Source organism: Sulfurimonas sp. HSL-1656 (genome assembly GCF_039645585.1).
In the GTDB taxonomy this organism is placed as follows: domain Bacteria; phylum Campylobacterota; class Campylobacteria; order Campylobacterales; family Sulfurimonadaceae; genus Thiomicrolovo; species Thiomicrolovo subterrani.
Window position 1 is genome coordinate 209527 of record NZ_CP147915.1, and the last position, 19499, is coordinate 229025.

Below are 19499 nucleotides of genomic sequence, written 5' to 3' on the forward strand. Positions count from 1 at the left end.
GATACTTATCTAGGGGTGAAAAGCAATGATTTCGATACGATGTAGATCATAGAACGGATGACCAAATGGTAAATTATCGGGGTTATATATGATGGAAGTAAAGTCAAGTGCGATTACATATAGTGGATATGAATATCAAACGTTACAAGGCGTTTTATTATTAGCTTATTGGCTGAATACCCCTGGTGAATATAAGCGTATTAGTTTTGAAGCAGATTTCGATAATAATGAAGCACCGCAAGGAATTGATGATATTGTATGTGAACGCACTGACGGAAGAGTTGACTACCGCCAGGTAAAGTTTACACCAAATCCATACAAACGTGAAAATTTCTTTAGCTGGGAATGGCTGCTGAAAAGAACTGGAAAAACAGAGCGTTCACGATCAATTCTCAAAAAACTTTCTGACGCAATAACACAAGTAATGCCTGATAAATTAGGTGAAGTCATCCTTGTTACAAATAAAATTCCTGATAGAGACATTGAGTCTTGTTTAAAAAATGGAAAACTAAATTTTGATCTTATCGAATCAGGCATACGTTCTAAAATTGTTGAGCAGTTAGGAAGTGAGGAGATTGCACGAGGCCTTTTTGGGAAGCTGCAAATTCAGCATAGTGATGGTGATTACCATTCGATACTAAGAACTGCTCGAAATGAACTTGAAAGGCATTCTGATGATGATGGTATTTATCGTCTATTAGAGAGAGCAAGATGGTGGGCAAGATATAAAAAACAACCATCAGAGGATGGATGGATATATCTACATAATGTTCGAGATATATTGTCTCTAAAGCGTCCTGAGCCAATTCCAGAGTCTTTTTCCATACCAGACAGTTATTGTCTACCAGATGAGACATTTCATAAATCGCTTCTAACACAAATCATCGGTTCATCTGGCGACATCATTACTCTTGTAGGTCCTCCAGGCAGAGGTAAAAGTACTTACCTGAGTTATTTATGTCAAGAATTAGAAGACAAGGAAATTCCTTCTATACGACATCACTATTTTCTATCTATAAGTGATCAGACCTTTGACCGCTTCAGTCCAAGGATTATTGCGGAATCGTTAATTTCACAGATAATAAGCAATCACCGAGATGTCGGCATCTCATCCTTAAATGCAGAAGACCTTAGAAGTGCATTGGAACAGTGTGCCGCATATTATAAGAGACAAGAGAAGCCATTTGTATTGATTGTTGATGGTTTGGACCATGTATGGCGTGATAATGATGGCAATAAAAAGCCCCTCGATGAATTTTTTAGAATGCTGCTACCAGTACCCGACAATTTGATCCTGTTGATTGGAACACAGCCTGTTGATGAATCAAAGCTTCCTAATACTCTTCTTGAACACTGTCCAAAGGGTACTTGGAAGTGGCTGCCTGCGATGACAGGAAACGCAATATATCAGTATCTTCATTTTCAATTAGATTCCGGTCGCCTTCATATGAATTGCCATGAAGACATGGTCGAAGATGAGATCAAGAAAGCGGCAGAGCAACTGATAACAATTACTTCTGGCTTTCCTCTACATGTGATTTATTCTTGCGAATTTCTTGTTCAAAACGGCAAGCCTTTGTCCTCTTGGAGCCTTGAGCATTTACCAGCCTGTGAAAATAGTGATATAACAAGCTATTATCTAGGTTTGTGGCGACGTCTTACACATAAACAGAAAGACGTTTTACATTTATGTTGTGGATTCCAGTTCATTTGGCCTCGGGAATCATTTACGACAATACTCAATGAATCACTTGAAGATACTCCAAGTCTATATGCTGTTTCATTTCTTCTATTTGAGACAAAATCTGGTGTCCGGCCATTTCATGAAAGCCTCATAGTATTTGTAAGAAATATCGAAGAGCATAATGCAAGAGTTAATACTCTCATTGGAAATGTATGTGATTGGCTAAATAATCAAGCCCCTGAGTATCTCAAACAAAGTTGGTACTGGTTGTGTTTAGCCAAACAAGGCAATTCAATACCCCTCCGGGAAGGAGTTTCACGCGATTGGGTTCTTGATCGTGCATCTGAAGGCTATAGTCTGCAAATGCTTATTCGCCTGTTGGAAAATGCTGAGAATATTGCTTTCAAAGAGTTTCATTATGCTGAAGCATATAGGCATAGAGTATTAAAAACGCGTTTACTTAATGGCCCTGAATTCCAAATATGGGATTATCCAACTTTAGAAATGCTATCTCTATATAACGCATCAGCATCAATAATAGACTTGGAACTCTCTCTATATCGTGATTTCACTCCGAAACGCTTGGCCATCTTATCAATTGCATTGTGGCAGCGTCAAGATTTTAATAAAGCAAAAGATCTGGCAAAAAAAGCAATCGATAAACATAGATCACAAATCAAATTCAGAAGACGCTCTCACAGAGATGAATCGGATGATGAAGCACATGCAATCATCAGGGCTGGTGTTTTGTCGGACGTCCTTAATTATGACTTTGTTTTTGCAGATGATAATTTTGTGCATTGGTCAGAAAGTTACATAAAAGCTTTTAAAGACGCTTGTCTCTCTAAAGGTGATATAGCATTGATGATGAAAGCATTGCAAGTTTTGGGAAAATCTTCGGAAGGTAGAGAATTTGAGTTGGCGGCGATTCGTACAAGTATTCTTGAAGATTCAGATATTTTTTCCTGGCAAGAATTTTTAGAAAATCATTCCCATCCAGCGAGCAAATCGCTTAAGCTGTTGAGAACAAGAAACTTCAAGTCAACAGAGGACAGTTTCGCAGACTTTGAGAATTATAATTGTTGTGCACATTCTGAGATTAGCTATTACGAATGGTTTTTTGAGGCTCTGGCAATTAAATTAAGTGCAGAGGGAGACTTCTCCTGGTTGCCGGCCAACGCAACTAGAGATGATGTAGATATCTCTTTTCATTTAAATACCCTTACTGAACTGGCAAGTAGTGTTTCAGAGCTTCTAATGGCTTTAGAGGAGGTCGATTTCCTTCTAATGAGTGATTATCTGTTAGAAGTTTCATTCCCAAAGGAATCAAGCGCTCGCAGTCGAAGAGAAGAAATTATGTTCAAACGAGATTGGTTGAAAATTTCTGCAGATATCCATCTATTTACAACTCAAAGACAGATCACTTTAGAAGAGCTTCAAGAAGCAATTTCACTAGAAGTATACATGTTAGTTTGGTTGAGACTTTGGTATGTCGAGATTGGACAAACTTTTCTATCTGACGCCGCTGCCACATTGCTTCTTGAAAGTTCAATTCATGAACAAAATGAAGAGCTGCAAAATACTACAGAGCGTGCGAATGACAACTTGGAATTAGCGTGTATTGCTTTACGACATGGCAAACAAGAGTTCATTCCAAACATTATTAAGCTCTGTTGGGACTATACGATTGGTTATGGTGGTCATAAAGACACGACTATATTTAATGTCTTAGATGCAATAGAATGTTTGTCAGATTGCTGTCCATCAGAAGCAATGACTTTACTTGAACGGATTTCACCGATTGTATTTAATATTACTGAATTTACAGATGGTGATGAAACCAAGCACGCCCTAGCAGCGATTTCGGAAATATTAACAAAATTAAGCCCAGTCACATTGGCTTCAAAATATGCTCAGGAAGTCCGATATGGCGAATGGTATGAAGCTGATACTTCTTTGTCAGAAATACTGAAACACACCAGTTTCAACTCTGATATTGTCAGACGATTTTGTCTCACTGGTCTCTCGCATAAATGTCATCAAATACTTGCAACAAAGGTTGAAGAACATGATGAGAATGCTGAGGCAATTGCTGCAGCCATTCAGGAAACTCAGGGAATAGATTTAAAAGTGGAGGATGAAAAAAATGAATCAAATACCGTGGGTGAAAAAATAGAAATTGATCCTGCACTGTACCCTCCTGATCATTTAGTTGAACTTGAAAATGCATTAGCTGGAATGTATTCCACTTATAATTTCTGGCCTCGCTGGTATTCTTATTGGGTTGAACATGGTCGAGAACAGGAACTTCTCCAAATTCTTCCAGATGCCATATCTAATTGCAGGGATAAATTGGATGATAAAAAATATTTGTATGATCTATTGTTTGACAGTAGTAAAAAGTTCAATGGTAAGAAAAAGTCTTTTGAGTTTTTAGTCGCTGCTCAAATTAGTATGGGAGGCTGGTTGAATTGGCATGAAAGACAAGAAAACTCGCGTAAACGGCTAAAAAAAGTCGCTGAAATTTATCCGGATAGGATAGATGAATTTATAGCAGCTACTACAACATCACTAGATGTTTGGTATTCAAAGGCAGATGAACAGATCATTCCAAGCGATAAATTAGTTTATCTCTTGGTTGAGGCTGGCAGAACAGAAGAAGCAATTGGTTTCATCATTGCAATGATAGAAAAGCTAGAAGAAGATACAAGAAATCTAAATTTACCAAGTCCTCATTGGGATTGGCATGCTATCGATGATATTGATGAAGTATTCATCAAATTACTCGTTTCAAGATTAAAATGGCCAGTATCTACTATTAAATTGTGGGTCAGTCAACAGTTGGCGGGACTGTTGGTTGAAATGCCTGAAAAAATAGAAGATGTTTTGCTATCTGCACTGTCCAAGTGTGAACAGGAGTCAGAATGTATTGAAGTATTAGCTGTATTTTTGATAGCAAAAGACTTTGGGTACAAACCAATTAAAGAAATTGGTGAGTTCATTCATACGCGATCAGTGCTCTCAGAAATGTTGATTGAAGATCTTGGACTTTCCGTAAAAGGGTATTTCGCAGCTGATTTTGAACCATTATGGGTGTCTGATCCTGAAAACAATAGTTTTGAGCAAGCTCAAGGGCAGTATGTCCCCCTTGTATACAAACATACATTAGAGGAAGAAGAAAAAAAAACTGATATCCCATTTTCAGAATTTTATGAATCTGAGTGGAATAGAACGTTCAAATATGCTTCGGCTGTAAACAATGAAATTAGCTACTTCTTGAATTCAGATTTTGAAGGCAGTACTGGTTCCTTCTACACTAACAATAGTCATCGAGGGCGTTCAGCCTTCTTAAGAGTCATTGAAATTGGAAGAAAGTTTTTCAGAATGCCGGATCACTATGCTGAAATACTTGCAATACATGCTTTACCCATTGAACCCGCATATATTCATTTACGACCGATCAAACCAAAATGGCTCCCCGAATGGACTTATGGAAACGATGTGACAGAGACAAATCTGACCCAATTCATAAGACAATGTGCTTCTAATCTAAATGATTCTGAACAAGATGCAGTCTTAGGTGCACTGGCGTTTCCAATACAAATTGATAAAGATTCCTGGGTAGATTTAACAGTACTCCGGGGTGTTGTTTTGGGGGGACATTCTCATAAGATTACATTCAACGAAAGGATGAACGGATTCTCTATAGGGGATAGATTAAATCGAATGATTTCATATCATTGTAATGAACTTGAGCTTGATGATGAGACCAAAGTATTGCAACTGTCGGGGACTACTTACCCTTTATCGAGATATGGTTATTGGCATTCTGACATGGAAGTTAGAGGAGTAAATGTTCCACTCACATATGCTAAGAATAGGGAAATTGAAGCTTACTCTTCAAATAGCAAGCTTGTATTTCGTATAGATGGTGATTCTATTGGTGAGTTCGGCTATTGGAACTACAAGTGGGCTCCTGCTTATCCAAAAAATATTGACTCATTGTGCGGTACTTATACGACTTTTTCCATGTCCAGTCTTGAACAGTGGATGCACAAAGACTTATCAGGTTTAGATCAAGTCTTTATGTGTAAAGTGTCTTATATCCGAAGAGATCATTCATATTCAAAATATGAAATTGATGAGCAGACTCTAGTAATTTCAGAAGTACTTGCAAAAGATAAAAATTGACAGTTGCTTAAACTGAATATGAAGGTAGAACGACAACATTATTTCATTATGTCGTAAACGCTACGTCTAAAAGACATCTTTGATTTGCTTAGCAAAACCATTCTGGACGAGCATAAACATAATACCAGAAGATGCGTTCTCCAAGCATTCGGCGTCTGATACAACCTAATATGATCATCGTAAAATTGTACTTTGTTGCCGCTGCATTTATTGCCGCATCAATATCTACTCTTTCCCCCCATTTGACCCCAATCAGGACACCTTCTTTTTGAAATGGCAGTACTGTAAACTGGCATCTATTCTTATCAAAATAGATATATCTGAATTGCGTATCGACCGGTCTCACGTAATACATATCAAACCAGAACACACCCCTTAGCAGCTTACGCTTTGCATCAAACACATCGTCTGTCAGTGCTGGGAGATATTGGGCGTCAAGTTTCATGATTGAAGTATATGACCAACACTAAAGACATCGACTGAAATATGACGTGGTAAAATAAGTCTATGTGTGGACGTATTGGTTTTTTTGACGATACCAATTGGAAGGATGCTCTTCAAGCGAGCCATATTCAATACAGAGACGATATTGGGACGCTTCGGCCCAGCTACAATATAGCTCCGACACAGCTGATGGCAACACTTATGAATACTGGAGTGTACGCATATACTCATTTTGGGTTGATCCCCCACTGGGCCAAGGACGCTAAGTTTCAGCCCATCAATGCCCGAGCCGAAAGTGTAACGCAGAAGTCTACATTCAAAGGGCCTATCCGGTACAAGAGATGCTTGGTTCCCGTAAATGGTTTTTACGAATGGCAGCGAACAGATACGGGGAAGGTGCCATACTGGATAACTTCAAGTGAGTCCAGTCTCATTGCCCTGGCTGGTATCTATGATGAATGGCTTGGTCCAGATGGTATAGTCATAGGAACTGCTGTTATCACCACTGTTCCTAATGACGTTATGAGGCCTATCCATGACCGAATGCCAGTGATTTTGCAGCAAGATGATTGGCGGTTCTGGCTTGATCCAAAAGTGACCGAACCTGATGCACTACAGCCAATGCTCGTGCCGTACGGTCCAGCTCTGATGGTGACTAAGGTGTCTACATATGTTAATTCACCAGAGCACAATGACCCAAAATGTATTAGTCCATCATTGTATAAATGACTTCGTGAAGGTATATTATGAGTATGAAAATAGTGCTAATAGGCATGTATAAAACAATTATAAAACCATTGAAGCAGATTTGGATTGATAGGAGAGATGATTATCGTCCTTACTGCTTTGAATATAATTCTGTTATCTATAGAATATCTTTAAAACAATTGCGAAGAGCTGCAAGAGATAATGAAAAAGTAGTCATTGTTTCAATGAAAACACTTAATCAAGATACGGAAGAATGGGCTTTAAAGGTTGATACTACTGAACTTCAAGAGATATTGTCTAATTTATTGTCAACTGTAGAAAACAATTACCCAGAAGATTGTATTTAGACATTATAGTTGAGCTTTACAGCTGTTTTGTTCTGATACACTCTTAGCATGAAACTATTTATCTTAGCTCTACTTTTCTCCATTACTCTGAACGCATCATCTATCAAAGACAATAACTTTGGTTCCGTTCGGGTCGATGAAATTACTAGCATCTATGACGGTGACACATTTCGAGCCACGATCAAAGCATGGCCGCTGTTAATTGGCGAACGCATCGGGATCCGTATCAACGGGGTAGACACCCCTGAGATGAGAGGCAAATGCCAGGCCGAAAAAGATCTCGCCAGAAAAGCTAAACAACATGCCGTATCTTTACTTCGTAACGCGAAAGTGGTTGAGCTGCGGAACATGAAACGTGGAAAATACTTCCGAATCGTTGCAGACGTATATGCTGATGGAGTAAGTGTAGGTCAAAGCTTGATAAACAATAGTTTGGCAGTTCAATATGATGGGGGCACCAAGACTAAGGATTGGTGTAAATAAATTCCACGTATATCAGTAGTATTGGGAAATGTGTAATGATATTTCCATGTGCTTTATTAGGTAATAGTGCCTTAAATGGGTTCGTTTAAAATGAATAAAGTGCCTTAAATGGGTTCGTTTTTTTCATTTTTTTGCTCTGATTTATTGTCGTAACTGCTCAAAATAGCTCAAAACACTTATTTTTTTACCCTGCCTTATTTGGGTGCAAAAACTCTTCTTTTTTATATATTTTTCCTGCTCATGAAATCGCAAAGAAAGACGTCTAAATTCTCTCTCTTGTCTTTTCAATTAGAAATAACTTTCTGTAAATTTCTCAAGGTGGGACATAGTTGTCGCAACTAGTACAGGTGGGACATAGTTTTCCTCAACCATACGCGAAAACGCAAAAAAATTCCTTTTCTTTAGGCGAAAAGTGTATATTTACTCCATGAGTATGACCCTTTTACTCTTTTTGCGGAAGTTTATTCCCACCTTTCTGTGTTTTACGGACTTTTATTCCCACCTGCAGAAATGAGGTAACAAAAGGCTCTTTAGATAGAAGGGAGATCCAATAGATTCAAAGGACGTAGATGCAAAAAGGCAATGTTTTTCGTAATGGCATTCTTGCTGGCGAGATCTCAAAGGACAGTAGCGGCCTCTATCGCTTCATATACAGTCCTGAATATCTAAATAGAGACGATGCGTTATCCATTTCGGTCAGACTCCCGTTAAGAGAGGAGGCCTATGAATCCGAGTACCTTTTCCCATTCTTCTCGAATATGCTCTGCGAAGGTGTGCTCAAAGAGTTGCAGTGCCAAAAGTTTGGTATTGATGAAAATGACCTCTTTACACGATTGCTGAAAACCACTTCGGGGGACGTCATAGGTGCTGTTACCGTTGAGGAGGTGATTGAGGATGGCTCTTCAAGACACAAATAGATGTTTGCCTAAGAGGGATACGACTTCCGCGTTTTTTATGAGTGATGCAAGTTACAACCATGACACTCAAACTGCGAGTATTGCTGTACTAGAAATCATTCGACAAATACACCATAAAGAGATTATTCAATGTAGTTCTACGGTAGAGGCTGAATGGTGTGCCATTGTGGCTGCCATTGAGATAGCAGCACGTGAAAAATATGATCATGTTGTATGTGCGTATGATTGTTTGGCAATTGATGTAGAAGAACTAAAAGATTTTTTCTCAAGCAGGTTTAGGTCTTTACAGTTTTTGTGGCTCAAGCGAGAATTCCTGGTACCTATCGATCGGATAGCGAGAGACTATCGATATCAAAATGAAGACGCTCAAACAAAGGCCCTTGTTCAAGAAACTGAGTCGATAGAAATGAATGCGCATTACAAACGATTGTCCAAGATGTCAAACACAGGTCGACTGCATGCGTACCTTGCTTGTCCGTTCTTGCCTCCATTCACCAAACAAATAGTCAAAGGGTTACTTGCAAATAAATTTAAGCTCAAAGCACTAAAAGATATGTTGCCCAGCGAAGAGATAGGATGGCTGAATCTGATTTATTTGATGGCAAGGGGTCCTCAAAAGAAACTATTATCGAGTGAGCTCAGAAAAGTACTTACTGTTCCTCAGTATCTTCAGATAGTACGTGCTGTATCAAAGGAAAAGCAATATACTTGGATACGTTTATTGCATGAAGACAAGTAAGTAAAGAAGTGATCATGCACAAAGTTTGTATTCTTAGTTTTAATCTATACATTAGCGCTTCATGCATGCAAAATTGGAGTTTGCTTAGGTACTAATACCATTGTATATGTGCAATTGTCTCTTTGGTGCACTATTAAGAAAAAGGAACAAATATGAAACAACGCCATCCGAGCACCGCCAAACTCCTAGAAAGGGCACTCGCTTATCTTGTAGAGATCGACCATGAGGATGGCGTCACTATAGAGTTGAATGGGAAAACTTACAGCCATATCAATTTTTCTGCGCAACAAGTTATTGACTGTATGCATGAATTAGCACTTCCTGGTGAGGTTCCACTTAATAGCCGTTCTAGTTTCCGAAGAGACAAAAGTGGTGATAAAAATCAGTATATGAGGATGATTGAAAGGGCGGAGAGCAGAAGGATAGCCAGGCAGGCAAAAAAAAATGGGCTGACAATGAGTCCAGCCCAACAGCTTGACATGGCGCAACTGCAAATGGAAAACATAGCATTGAGAAAGGAAAATAATTTACTCAGGGGGAGTGTAGCCGCACTTGAGTCGTTTATTTCTCAGGCTGAACTCAGAGCTGGTGTCGAAGACGCAAAACCTATGATAGGTAGGTCTGAGAATAGCTATAAAGATAGATATGCAGTGATTCTCAAAGAACTTTTATTGAGTTTGTTTAATCAAGGGACATTGATGGTAACACCTGGAAAAGGAAAGATGCCTGCAGCCATCAATCTGGACATGCTTTACGGAACAATGAAACTTTGTAATCTTGTAGATGTTGAGGAGTTGGTAGATATCAATATTGATGAAAAGGGTCAAATTGGTATCAAGGCGAAGAAATGAAGAAAAACAGGAGTTCAAGAGAGATTGATCTGGATATCAGGGCTGCCTGCCAAAAGCTTGTTAAAGCCGATAAAACATACTTTAGATCAGAAAATGCTCTCCTTGAAGCACTGGGTACGGATCAAAAAACATTGACAGAAGCTCGCCGGTTGATTGTTGGCGAATTCGGTATCCAATGGAACCAGAGGCAGAAAAGGAGATCTCCGAAAGAGGTCGACCAGGGGATCCTCGATGTCTGCCAAAAGCTCGTTGAAACGGGAAATACTTACTTTAAATCAGAAGCTTCCCTCCTAAAAGTACTTGCTATCGATAGCCAGACACTTACAGAAGCCCGCCGGTTGATCGTAAAAGGATTCGGCATTCAATGGAACAAGAAAGAAAACTTGAGATCTTCGGAAGAGGTTGATCAGGAGATTCGCGATGTCTGTCAAAGGCTCGTCGAAACGGGGAAAACATACTTTAAATCAGAAAATGTGCTCTTCACGGAGCTTGGCATCAATGGAATATCATTCACGGAAGCCCGTCGGTTAATCGTCACAGGATTCGGCATCCAATGGGATAAGAGAGAGAACGTGAGATCTTCGAAAGAGGTCGACCAGGGGATCCACGATATTTGTCAAAAGCTTGTTGAAGGAGATAAAACATACTTTAGATCAGAAGCTTCCCTCGTAAGAGAGCTTGGTATTGATAGAGCGACATTCACTGAAGTCAGACAGTTGATTGTCAGAGGGTTCGGCATCCAATGGGACAAGAGAGAGGGGAACAGAACTCCAGAAGAGGTCGAGCAGGGGATCCGCGATGTCTGCCAAAGGCTCGTTGAAACGGGAAAAACATACTTTAAATCAGAAGATGCTCTCCTGAAAGCGCTTGGCGTGAATCACAGCGTATTCAGTGAAGCCCGACAGTTGATCGTCATAGGTTTCGGTATCCAATGGGAAAAGAGAGAGGGGAACAGAACCCCAGAAGAGGTCGATCAGGGAATCCGCGATGTTTGCCAAAGACTCGTTCAAGCTGATCAGACACACTTTAAATCAGAACATGCTCTACGGAAAGAGCTAGGTGTGTTTCGTAGTAGATTCAGTGAAGCTCGTCGGTTGATCGTCAAAGGGTTTGGCATTACATGGGATAAAGAGATCATTCTTAGCGAAAATATCACATTAGCACTACAGGCGGCAGAAGAAGATGATATAAAGTTGGAGTCAATTGAGGCCTTAGTTGAATTTAGCAGCGATATACTCAGCAGGACTATTCAATTAGGTAAACTTCAAAAGGACGATAAACGAGCTATATTGGCTCTTACTAATCAGATCAAGGGTTTTGACATTGCCCAGTCCAAGAATATTGTTGAGGAGGCGGCCGCTGAGCTGACATTGCAGGGGAAGTCCGATTTTTGGATTATGGAACTCAAGTTCCAGCTATACTTGAATGGCTACTATCTGAGCGAAGAGACTATCACTAGATCCCTTATATTGCTTGAACATGATGTTGATTCCACGTTTGAAGGTCATATCGACAAGCGACTTAGACTCGCAATACATGCCCGCGAAGAGGGAATCCCTTCGATAAAATACACAAAAAATCTTCCTGCAATCAACACATCTGAGAAAGCTAGCATCTACCTCAAACTCTCGATAAAATCGGAAAAGAGGTTTATGTCGTTGTGGAAAGAGTATGCCCTATTTGCAATCGATAATGACCTCATTGGAAATGTATCTAAGACATACATTCGACTAAACTGGGATGGGAAACTTGAGTCACTTTTAGCTCTTAACGAGTCCTATGCCAGAGCTTTCTTCCTTGATGATGAACATATCGACATGCTTAAAGAGATGAGCTATGAAGGTTTAGCTGCACTTGCACTTTTGGCTAGTCGAAATGCAAAGCAAAGTCTTTCAAAAGTATTTCAGTCGCTCTCATTCAGAGTGAGGGGCTTTTTCCTTTTCCTTAACAGTAAAGGGTATGCGCTGTACCACTCAAAATATATCGTTTCTTTAGGAGAAGATAAGACCAGGAAGGCAATCAAATTGCTTCTTGATTCCAGCCCCGTCTTTCCCCTATATGAAAAAGTGCTTAATGGAGGCTGTGTCAACCCGGACCAGAAAAGCATTATTAAATTCAAGAGAAAGAACGCGCTGCTGAATGCTTATTACCTAGCCTTAGCTACTAATCCAGAGGCTAATTTGCTTTCATTGACGTCAGAGCAAATTGCGGCTTATGTTGAGTCGACAAGGGGATATGCGAAAGTTGCCGGCGTTTTGTGGCACAATCAATTTATCTATGACCTTTTATACGGAAATGGAAATGAAAACGCTATCAGGCCAAAAGAGAAACCAACTCTTGAGGCATGGTTGAAACTTGAGATACAGAGGACCATATCACGATATTCAGATAATGTCTTTACATGGTATGAAGAACTCTTGCAGCAGGTGCTTGGCCTTGCAAACTTTAGGCTTGAAGAAGAGAAGAACACATTTTTGACGGTCAAGAAGTTGCTCTGGGCTTGCCTCTATTTATTGGAGTATCTCAGTTCATTCGATCATAAACTTAGCCGAAAGGAGTTGATGGATGCGTTCAATCCTCTTGAGAGCAAAACGAAACATAGAATGTATGAATGGGCCAAAGCACGAGGAGAGGAATCGAAATACCGCCAAGCTACATCAAGCTTCAAGCTTATCTTTGACCATATTGGTATAGAGGAATATCAGGGCGTTTTTCTTGGGACAATGAAACTTCAAGCGCAGACGAGTGCCCGTAGGCTTGTCAGAAAAGGCATGGAGCTCACCGTTTACCAAACTCTGCAAGAAGTCGCAAGACGCAAACCGCCAATGAGCAGGATATACGTTTTGAAGCGTAACGCTAACGATGAGAAAAGAAGCTTGATCGATCTATCATGGTGGCCGTTTGCTGATAAGAATCTCTCCCCCATTTTACCAGTTTTTGAATGGTTAATATCAAAACTGCCACGGCGTGCTATGCACTTACGGTATGCTGATACGAATGAGTTTTTGCAATATGACGAAACTGGCAATTTCCTTGGTATCTACTTCTCAACCGACAAGAATTTTGCTGATCCAAGTCTTTTTATTCCTGTGATGGTTCTACGGCTCATCTTCACACCTGAAGAGATTGAATTCCTAGAACATTACGTCTCTTACATCAAGGTGGCCTATTCCAATCTTTCCCCTGTTAAATTTGATGGGGGAGACTTTGGCTTGATCCAGCCGCTCTTTCCCCATCATGAACGTAATGATGTTATTGCCAAGCATGTGCTCGATGGATATCACAAAAAGACGATGATGGTGACACAGCTTGAGGTCAATAGACTCGCGAAACAAGGCAAATACGATGATCACTACGATGAAAGTCAGCTCGACCGCATGAGGGAATACCTCAGTACGCTTATCCTCGTACAGACAAGAAACAATCGTAATGACACAATTAAAGTGCCGGAATCTTATGAAGCCATTGGATTGCTTACAGAACAAAATGCAGTTAAAGACTTCACGGATTCACAGGGCATCCACAATTTGCGGCATGCTGGGGCAACAGCTCTTGCGCATATTGGACTTGATCTAACACAGATAAAAGTGATAACAGGGCACAAATCAGATGCCGTACTGCTCACTGTGTATTTGCATGGTGAAACGACATCGTTACGGACTATGGTACAAAATGCATTTTCAACGCTCCGTGATCTTCATGGCACGGCTCGCGATGTAGGTGAAAGGTTTGTGAATCGGATTGCAAAAGCTGCAATTGAAAGTGAAGACCCTGGCTCTATTCTGAATATTCTCAAGGAAAATGGGTTTATGACAGCGCCGAGAAACATCAAAAACAAAGATAGCGATATTTTTGGCTCAGGAAGTAGCTATCGTGCAGATGGGCGTGTTGAAAATGGTCTGGAAATAGCGGCAACTTTTCATCCTGCGACCTGGAAAGTCTCCAATGTCGGTATCTGCCCAGTCGATGGACGCTGTCCGGAAGGAACCAATGGTTGCTGCGGGCTTTGCCCGCTCAATGTATTCCATATCGCCTTCATCGAAGGTTTCATTAACAAGATTCAAGATACCCTGATCGAACTAAAGCTTATCAATAACAAAATCGCCGAATCAAAGGTGACGGGGAATATTGGAGGCCTTGAACAGTTAAAGACCCATCACCAGCATCTAATGTCGGAATTGCTTGGTTGGTACGACGTTATTCAGATGCTTGAGGAGCAGTATAAGACATTGGATCAGACCAAGAACGAAAGTGGTGCACTTCCAGCTAAGACGATAGGTGACAGATTGGTTGCGTTTCGTGTCGCCAGTATAGATGAGGCAATGATGGAGGCCATTGTCACTGGTCGTACTATCCTGGAGGATACGGTTTCGCATGACAATTACATTGCTAGGCTTAGTTACAAGGTATATCTGCAGGCCGGCAAGCACTATGACTCTGAGACGATTGGAAAAATGGAAAAAGAAGGCCTAGAATGGCTGATAGCTAAATATGCCAAGTGTGATATTAAACAAAAAAAGAAGCTTCTTGAGCGATATACTGGTGAGAAGTTGTGTCTCTTTACAAATAACAAATTAGAAGATGGCAAAAGTAAAATTGTGACTGTTTGAGAGGGTTGGCCGGCGCGCTAATTGCACCGGCAAAGTTTATGTCAGTTTTCGTGCACTTCGTGTAAGAAGCAGCCAGCACGGATCGCAATTTGGTCGATAATATCGAAGTCCTGATGGTATTCGTCGATGCCGACAACCCATGCCCTTCCCATTCTCTCGCCATCGGCAAGATCAAGCTCCGTTGCGTTTGCCGGTACGGCAATGTACGCTTGGTTGCCTCTTAATATATTTTCTGCGAATGTTTGTTCGGTAATCGCAGGATACCCATCCTCATCAATGCCAAAATAGAATTGGTCCCAAAGTCGATCAGCATTTTCGCTGATGATCAAGTAGTTTCTTGCTGTCATTCGACGTCCTTTTTGGCAGGTGCATGATTGCATCGGGCCGTCGGCATATGTACGAGGATATTATACCTTACGCAGTTAATGCATAGTTTTGATTAGTAGTGTTGGGGATAGGATTTGTTGATAGATAAATGAAATATTCAACATTGTAATCAACACAATATACAATATGTTGATTTTGTAAAATCACTTATTTATTGGTAAATTATATATTTCAACATTGTTGATAAAGTTCAAATGAGATTCGCACTGATGAGCGCGGCGCGCTTTGCGACCTCCTGACCGCGTATCTCCCTGAAATCATCGGGATAATGCTTTCGGTAGTAGTAACGCACCCCGCCAAGGGTTTGTGCGGGGAAGGGGATGGCTTTCGGCTCCGCCGGGTGTACTTCGGCTCCGGGTTCCGCTTTGAAAAAGGCGATGGCTTCGCGCAGTGTGGCCGCACCGATAAAGGTGATGCCGGGGATATTGGAGAGCTTGTCGAGTGCTTCCAGGGGAACGACGGCTTTTTGCAGCACGCCCCGGTTGGCCAGGGAGAGGATCAGCGGGTAGAGCATGGCGTTTTCCTTGATGCTCCCGTCAAGTCCAAGCTCTCCGAACGCGTACCACTCGGAAAAGTCCTCTTCGGCACTGTCGAGGGCGATCAGGAGGGCCATGGCGAGGTCGAACTGGCTGCCATGTTTCTCGATATCGCTGGGGCTGAGGTTGATGGTGATGCGTTTCGGCGGGAAGGTAAAGTCGTTTGCGAGCAGGGCGCTTTTGACCCGTTCCCGCGCCTCGGAAATGGATGAAGAGGCCAGCCCCACGACGGTGAAGGAGGGAAGACCGCGTGTCAGCGTGGACTCGACAGTGACCGGAAGTGCGTCGATGCCTTCGAGGGTGGCACATTTGAGCTGTTTCATGACATTACTCCCATAGGTCAGGAGGTATAGTAGCACTTGTAAATTTATATGAACATTAAATGTTAATAAACGTTTTGGTCCTCTTCTGCTTTTATTGAACTGTTTTGCAGTGCGTTGATCAAGGATCTGTCATGCGGTATTCCCCTAATAAACCGAATATGGATTGATAGTGTAGTTGTGGAGAGGAAAGATTTTAAAAATTCATATAAAAAAAAACCGTTGAATCTAAAATAAGTATGCTTATTTATTTTTAAGTAATATGGCTCAATAATACATATAAATATGAATATATGTTGTGTTTTGACAGACCCCCGGCAAGGGCATCGGCCACTGGCAATGGGCCGAAAAGCCTTGAGTCTAGGGTTGTCAGGATACGGGAAAAGCATGCAGATTTGGCAAGCGTATAGAAGGAGTCCAAAATGAAGTATACATTGTTGGGAGTGTTCAGCATCCTGATGGCCGCCATGCTGCTGGGCGGCTGCGGCGGCGGTTCCGGCGGCGACAGCAGCGATCCGACATCGGGTAGCGACTGGGACCAGATGGAATGGGACAAAGGCCAGTGGCAGTAGGTAGGAGTAAAAAATGAAAAAGCAAGAAGGAGTTGAGATGAAAACGAAAATGATCACTGTAGCGGCAGCCTTCATGATGACTTCGGGTATGGCGGGTGCGGCCGACTTTGTGACACTGCCGAATACGTTTACGCCGAATACCACGGCGAAAGCATCCGAAGTGAATGCGAATTTTGAAGCGGTTGCGGCCGGGGCCAATACAAACAATGCGTCGATCGCCGAGCTTAATACGACGAAGCAGAACCGGGTCTCATCCTATTGTGCGGCCGGAAGCTCGATCCGTGTGATCAATGCCAACGGAACAGTGACGTGTGAAACGGATGATATCGGTGCGGGGGACATCACCGGTGTCATTGCAGGCGCTGGTCTGACCGGCGGCGGAACGTCAGGCGATGTGACGCTGAAGCGGGCCGGCGGGTATGTGTCCATTCATAATTCGCAGCTTGTTTCCACTAATAGCGCAACGTCGCCAATGTATTATGGATATACGTATGCCTACTTCGGGTTTGGTTCCTCCGCAAGTGCCATGGCCTTCGCCAGCGTCAACCTTCCGCACGGGGCTACGGTCACGAGCCTGACGTGTTCATTTTACAACAACGACCCGTCTTCGGCGAACAATCCGGAAGTAGTACTTGGGAGAATCACACCGGCAGGTTCCGCGGCGAACCTGGCCACTGTTGCTGCCGGAGGGGACAGTGTATCCCTCCAGACTGTGACAGATTCATCCATCTCCTTCTCAGTCGTCGATAACCAAAATTACAGCTATTATCTCTATTATTATCCTCGCGATGGGGATATTTCGGGTTCAAACAAGAGATTTCACAGCTGTCAGATAGGCTATACCTTCTAGGAAGGCAGAGAGATGTTACGCCGCCAAATAACAGGCATTGTTCTGCTGGGCAGCGTGGCTTTGGCCGTTTTTTCTCTGCAGGCAAGGTGGAAAGAGGGGGGTGCTTCACGCCCGGCAGTTGAAGCCTTAGAGAAACCGATCCAAGCGCCGGTCGGGCATGACGATGCCACATCAATGGAAATTCCGCTCCCAATATTCACTTTTTCTGCCGTTATGTGGGAGGAAAACAGCAGCCATCGGGCACTTGTCGGCGTGCGTGGCGGCTCCGGTCGTTGGTGCCGTGTCGGTGACAGGGTCGCCGATGGGTACAGGATTCATGCAATTGAGGCGGATCGGGTGACGCTTGTGAGTGATCAGAGGGCTTATTACGAGCTCGCACCGGGGGAAGGTGCCGAACCCGACCCGGGCAAAGATGAACCGTTGTCCGACGACGTTGGCACGGATCTCCCCGAAGAGGCAGTCGATCTGGGAGAGGGGCAGTACGTCATATATGGGCCTGACGTGTCCGGTGCTACTAATGATGAAGCGGAAAACCTGCAAGGCAGTGAACTCGATCCCGATCAGATCATCGAATACGGCCCGGTTATCTTGGAAGAGATCGAAGCGGAAGCGGCGAAGGATGTCAAGGTGCGGCCCGACCCGGACCAGAAGGTCGTATACGGACCGGACGTGAGCGGGGATACCCCTGAAACGTCAGACGCGCTGTGACACCCGGCAAGGGTGCCGAGGTCAGCTGCCCTTCTTCTCTTTCTGGATCCGCTTGTACTCTTTTTCGAACTTCTTGCGGCGGGTGTAGGTGAGTTTTTCGATGAAGAGCTTGCCGGCGAGGTGGTCCATCTCGTGCTGGACGGCGACGCTGAGCAGGCCGTCGGCCTCGAGCACCTGTTCGTTGCCGTGGCGGTCTTGGTAGCTGACGGTGACCGTCTCGAAGCGCTCGACGTCTTCGTAGAAGCCCGGGACGCTGAGGCACCCCTCCTGGTAGAAGGTCTTGCCGTCACTGAGGACGATCTGCGGGTTGATGATCTCCAGCAGCTGCGCTTTGTCCTGTTCGCCCTGCTCGTCGGGGATGTTGATGACCAGGACCTGGACCGGGTTGGCCACCTGGATGGCCGCCAGGCCGATGCCGTTGGAAGCGATCATCGTTTCGTACATGTCATCCAGGAAGGTATGCAGGGCTTCGTCGAAGTGCTCAACAGGTTTGGAGACCTGTTTGAGACGTTTATCGGGGTAGGTGACGATCGGAAGCTGCATGGGAAGCGTCCGTCGCCTATTTCTTCGCGTTTTTGACGAGGACTTCGTCGATAATGCCGTAGGTTTTAGCTTCTTCGGCACTCATGAAGAAGTCGCGGTCGGTGTCTTTCTCGACCTTTTTGAGGCTCTGGCCGGTGTTCTTGGCGAGAATACCGTTGAGCTCCTTTTTCATGCGCAGGATCTCGTTGGCCTGGATCTCGATATCGGTCGCCTGTCCCTGGGCGCCGCCGAGGGGCTGGTGGATCATGATACGCGCGTGCGGCAGGGCGAAACGTTTGCCCTGGGCGCCGGAACTGAGCAGGAAGGAGCCCATGGAGGCCGCCTGGCCGATACAGATCGTCGCGACGTCGGGACGGATGTAGTTCATCGTATCGAAGATCGCCATCCCGGAGGTGACGACGCCGCCCGGGGAGTTGATGTAGAAGTAGATGTCTTTATCCGGATCCTCCGCTTCGAGGAAGAGCATCTGTGCGACGATGGTCGAAGCGACGGCGTCATTGACCTCGCCGCTGAGCATGATGATGCGGTCCTTCAGAAGGCGGGAGTAGATGTCGTACGAGCGTTCGCCGCGCGCACTTTTTTCAATGACATACGGAATATAGCTCATGG

At 43.3% G+C, this 19499-nt stretch carries 16 protein-coding genes; 11 read left to right on the forward strand and 5 right to left on the reverse strand.

What is annotated here, in order from left to right:
- Positions 1–88 precede the first annotated feature (88 nt).
- Positions 89–5875 (forward strand): AAA family ATPase, encoded by a 5787-nt coding sequence (locus WCX49_RS01090; RefSeq protein WP_345985737.1) that lies wholly within the window; start codon positions 89–91, stop codon positions 5873–5875.
- 88 nt (positions 5876–5963) lie between these two features.
- Here the strand turns inward: WCX49_RS01090 and WCX49_RS01095 are convergent, their stop codons facing one another.
- Positions 5964–6320: a hypothetical protein gene (locus tag WCX49_RS01095; protein ID WP_345985738.1), complete on the reverse strand. Its 357-nt coding sequence runs from the start codon at positions 6318–6320 to the stop codon at positions 5964–5966.
- Positions 6321–6382: 62 nt separating this feature from the next.
- Between WCX49_RS01095 and WCX49_RS01100 the strand changes: the two genes are divergently transcribed.
- From WCX49_RS01100 to WCX49_RS01130, 7 genes are all read left to right on the forward strand, one after another.
- On the forward strand, positions 6383–7048 hold the full coding sequence (locus WCX49_RS01100; RefSeq protein ID WP_345985739.1) for an SOS response-associated peptidase: 666 nt from the start codon (positions 6383–6385) through the stop codon (positions 7046–7048).
- Between the two features lie 23 nt (positions 7049–7071).
- Complete coding sequence (locus WCX49_RS01105) at positions 7072–7374, forward strand: hypothetical protein (RefSeq protein WP_345985740.1); 303 nt, start codon at positions 7072–7074, stop codon at positions 7372–7374.
- 48 nt (positions 7375–7422) lie between these two features.
- Entirely contained in the window at positions 7423–7857 is a 435-nt protein-coding gene (locus WCX49_RS01110; protein ID WP_345985741.1) for a thermonuclease family protein, read from the forward strand.
- 569 nt (positions 7858–8426) lie between these two features.
- Complete coding sequence (locus WCX49_RS01115; RefSeq protein ID WP_345985742.1) at positions 8427–8774, forward strand: HipA N-terminal domain-containing protein; 348 nt, start codon at positions 8427–8429, stop codon at positions 8772–8774.
- Positions 8752–9513 carry a hypothetical protein gene (locus tag WCX49_RS01120; protein ID WP_345985743.1) on the forward strand — a complete coding sequence of 254 codons (762 nt, stop codon included), beginning with the start codon at positions 8752–8754 and terminating at the stop codon, positions 9511–9513. The genes WCX49_RS01115 and WCX49_RS01120 overlap by 23 nt, the downstream gene beginning before the upstream one ends.
- 152 nt (positions 9514–9665) lie before the next feature.
- Positions 9666–10364 carry a hypothetical protein gene (locus WCX49_RS01125; protein ID WP_345985744.1) on the forward strand — a complete coding sequence of 233 codons (699 nt, stop codon included), beginning with the start codon at positions 9666–9668 and terminating at the stop codon, positions 10362–10364.
- On the forward strand, positions 10361–14974 hold the full coding sequence (locus tag WCX49_RS01130) for a hypothetical protein (protein WP_345985745.1): 4614 nt from the start codon (positions 10361–10363) through the stop codon (positions 14972–14974). The genes WCX49_RS01125 and WCX49_RS01130 overlap by 4 nt, the downstream gene beginning before the upstream one ends.
- Positions 14975–15015: 41 nt before the next feature.
- Here WCX49_RS01130 and WCX49_RS01135 read toward each other — a convergent pair whose 3' ends face one another.
- Both WCX49_RS01135 and WCX49_RS01140 read right to left on the reverse strand, forming a co-directional pair.
- Entirely contained in the window at positions 15016–15321 is a 306-nt protein-coding gene (locus WCX49_RS01135; protein ID WP_345985746.1) for a hypothetical protein, read from the reverse strand.
- 230 nt (positions 15322–15551) lie between these two features.
- The gene (locus tag WCX49_RS01140) at positions 15552–16220 is read right to left on the reverse strand and encodes a magnesium chelatase domain-containing protein (protein ID WP_345985747.1); all 669 of its coding nucleotides are present in this window, start codon (positions 16218–16220) and stop codon (positions 15552–15554) included.
- Positions 16221–16639: 419 nt separating this feature from the next.
- Here WCX49_RS01140 and WCX49_RS01145 point away from each other — a divergent pair, with 419 nt between their 5' ends.
- From WCX49_RS01145 to WCX49_RS01155, 3 genes are all read left to right on the forward strand, one after another.
- Positions 16640–16789, forward strand: coding sequence for a hypothetical protein (locus tag WCX49_RS01145; RefSeq protein WP_345985748.1), 150 nt, complete (start codon positions 16640–16642; stop codon positions 16787–16789).
- 37 nt (positions 16790–16826) lie between these two features.
- Positions 16827–17639, forward strand: a complete 813-nt coding sequence (locus WCX49_RS01150; protein WP_345985749.1) for a hypothetical protein — start codon at positions 16827–16829, stop codon at positions 17637–17639.
- A 336-nt stretch (positions 17640–17975) separates the two neighbouring features.
- The gene (locus WCX49_RS01155; RefSeq protein ID WP_345985750.1) at positions 17976–18347 is read left to right on the forward strand and encodes a hypothetical protein; all 372 of its coding nucleotides are present in this window, start codon (positions 17976–17978) and stop codon (positions 18345–18347) included.
- Between the two features lie 21 nt (positions 18348–18368).
- On the opposite strand, the gene def is transcribed toward WCX49_RS01155, so the two are convergent.
- Positions 18369–18890 carry a peptide deformylase gene (def, locus tag WCX49_RS01160; protein WP_345985751.1) on the reverse strand — a complete coding sequence of 174 codons (522 nt, stop codon included), beginning with the start codon at positions 18888–18890 and terminating at the stop codon, positions 18369–18371.
- 16 nt (positions 18891–18906) lie between these two features.
- A complete protein-coding gene (gene clpP / locus WCX49_RS01165) occupies positions 18907–19497 on the reverse strand; it encodes an ATP-dependent Clp endopeptidase proteolytic subunit ClpP (protein WP_345985752.1) in 591 nt (196 codons plus the stop codon).
- Positions 19498–19499: the final 2 nt, after the last annotated feature.

Bases quoted from the DNA above. Each gene is read 5' to 3' on its own strand.
- WCX49_RS01090 (WP_345985737.1), top strand. From the start codon at position 89: ATGATGGAAGTAAAGTCAAGTGCGATTACATATAGTGGATATGAATAT.
- WCX49_RS01095 (WP_345985738.1), bottom strand. From the start codon at position 6,320: ATGAAACTTGACGCCCAATATCTCCCAGCACTGACAGACGATGTGTTT.
- WCX49_RS01100 (WP_345985739.1), top strand. From the start codon at position 6,383: ATGTGTGGACGTATTGGTTTTTTTGACGATACCAATTGGAAGGATGCT.
- WCX49_RS01105 (WP_345985740.1), top strand. From the start codon at position 7,072: ATGAAAATAGTGCTAATAGGCATGTATAAAACAATTATAAAACCATTG.
- WCX49_RS01110 (WP_345985741.1), top strand. From the start codon at position 7,423: ATGAAACTATTTATCTTAGCTCTACTTTTCTCCATTACTCTGAACGCA.
- WCX49_RS01115 (WP_345985742.1), top strand. From the start codon at position 8,427: ATGCAAAAAGGCAATGTTTTTCGTAATGGCATTCTTGCTGGCGAGATC.
- WCX49_RS01120 (WP_345985743.1), top strand. From the start codon at position 8,752: ATGGCTCTTCAAGACACAAATAGATGTTTGCCTAAGAGGGATACGACT.
- WCX49_RS01125 (WP_345985744.1), top strand. From the start codon at position 9,666: ATGAAACAACGCCATCCGAGCACCGCCAAACTCCTAGAAAGGGCACTC.
- WCX49_RS01130 (WP_345985745.1), top strand. From the start codon at position 10,361: ATGAAGAAAAACAGGAGTTCAAGAGAGATTGATCTGGATATCAGGGCT.
- WCX49_RS01135 (WP_345985746.1), bottom strand. From the start codon at position 15,321: ATGACAGCAAGAAACTACTTGATCATCAGCGAAAATGCTGATCGACTT.
- WCX49_RS01140 (WP_345985747.1), bottom strand. From the start codon at position 16,220: ATGAAACAGCTCAAATGTGCCACCCTCGAAGGCATCGACGCACTTCCG.
- WCX49_RS01145 (WP_345985748.1), top strand. From the start codon at position 16,640: ATGAAGTATACATTGTTGGGAGTGTTCAGCATCCTGATGGCCGCCATG.
- WCX49_RS01150 (WP_345985749.1), top strand. From the start codon at position 16,827: ATGAAAACGAAAATGATCACTGTAGCGGCAGCCTTCATGATGACTTCG.
- def (WP_345985751.1), bottom strand. From the start codon at position 18,890: ATGCAGCTTCCGATCGTCACCTACCCCGATAAACGTCTCAAACAGGTC.
- clpP (WP_345985752.1), bottom strand. From the start codon at position 19,497: ATGAGCTATATTCCGTATGTCATTGAAAAAAGTGCGCGCGGCGAACGC.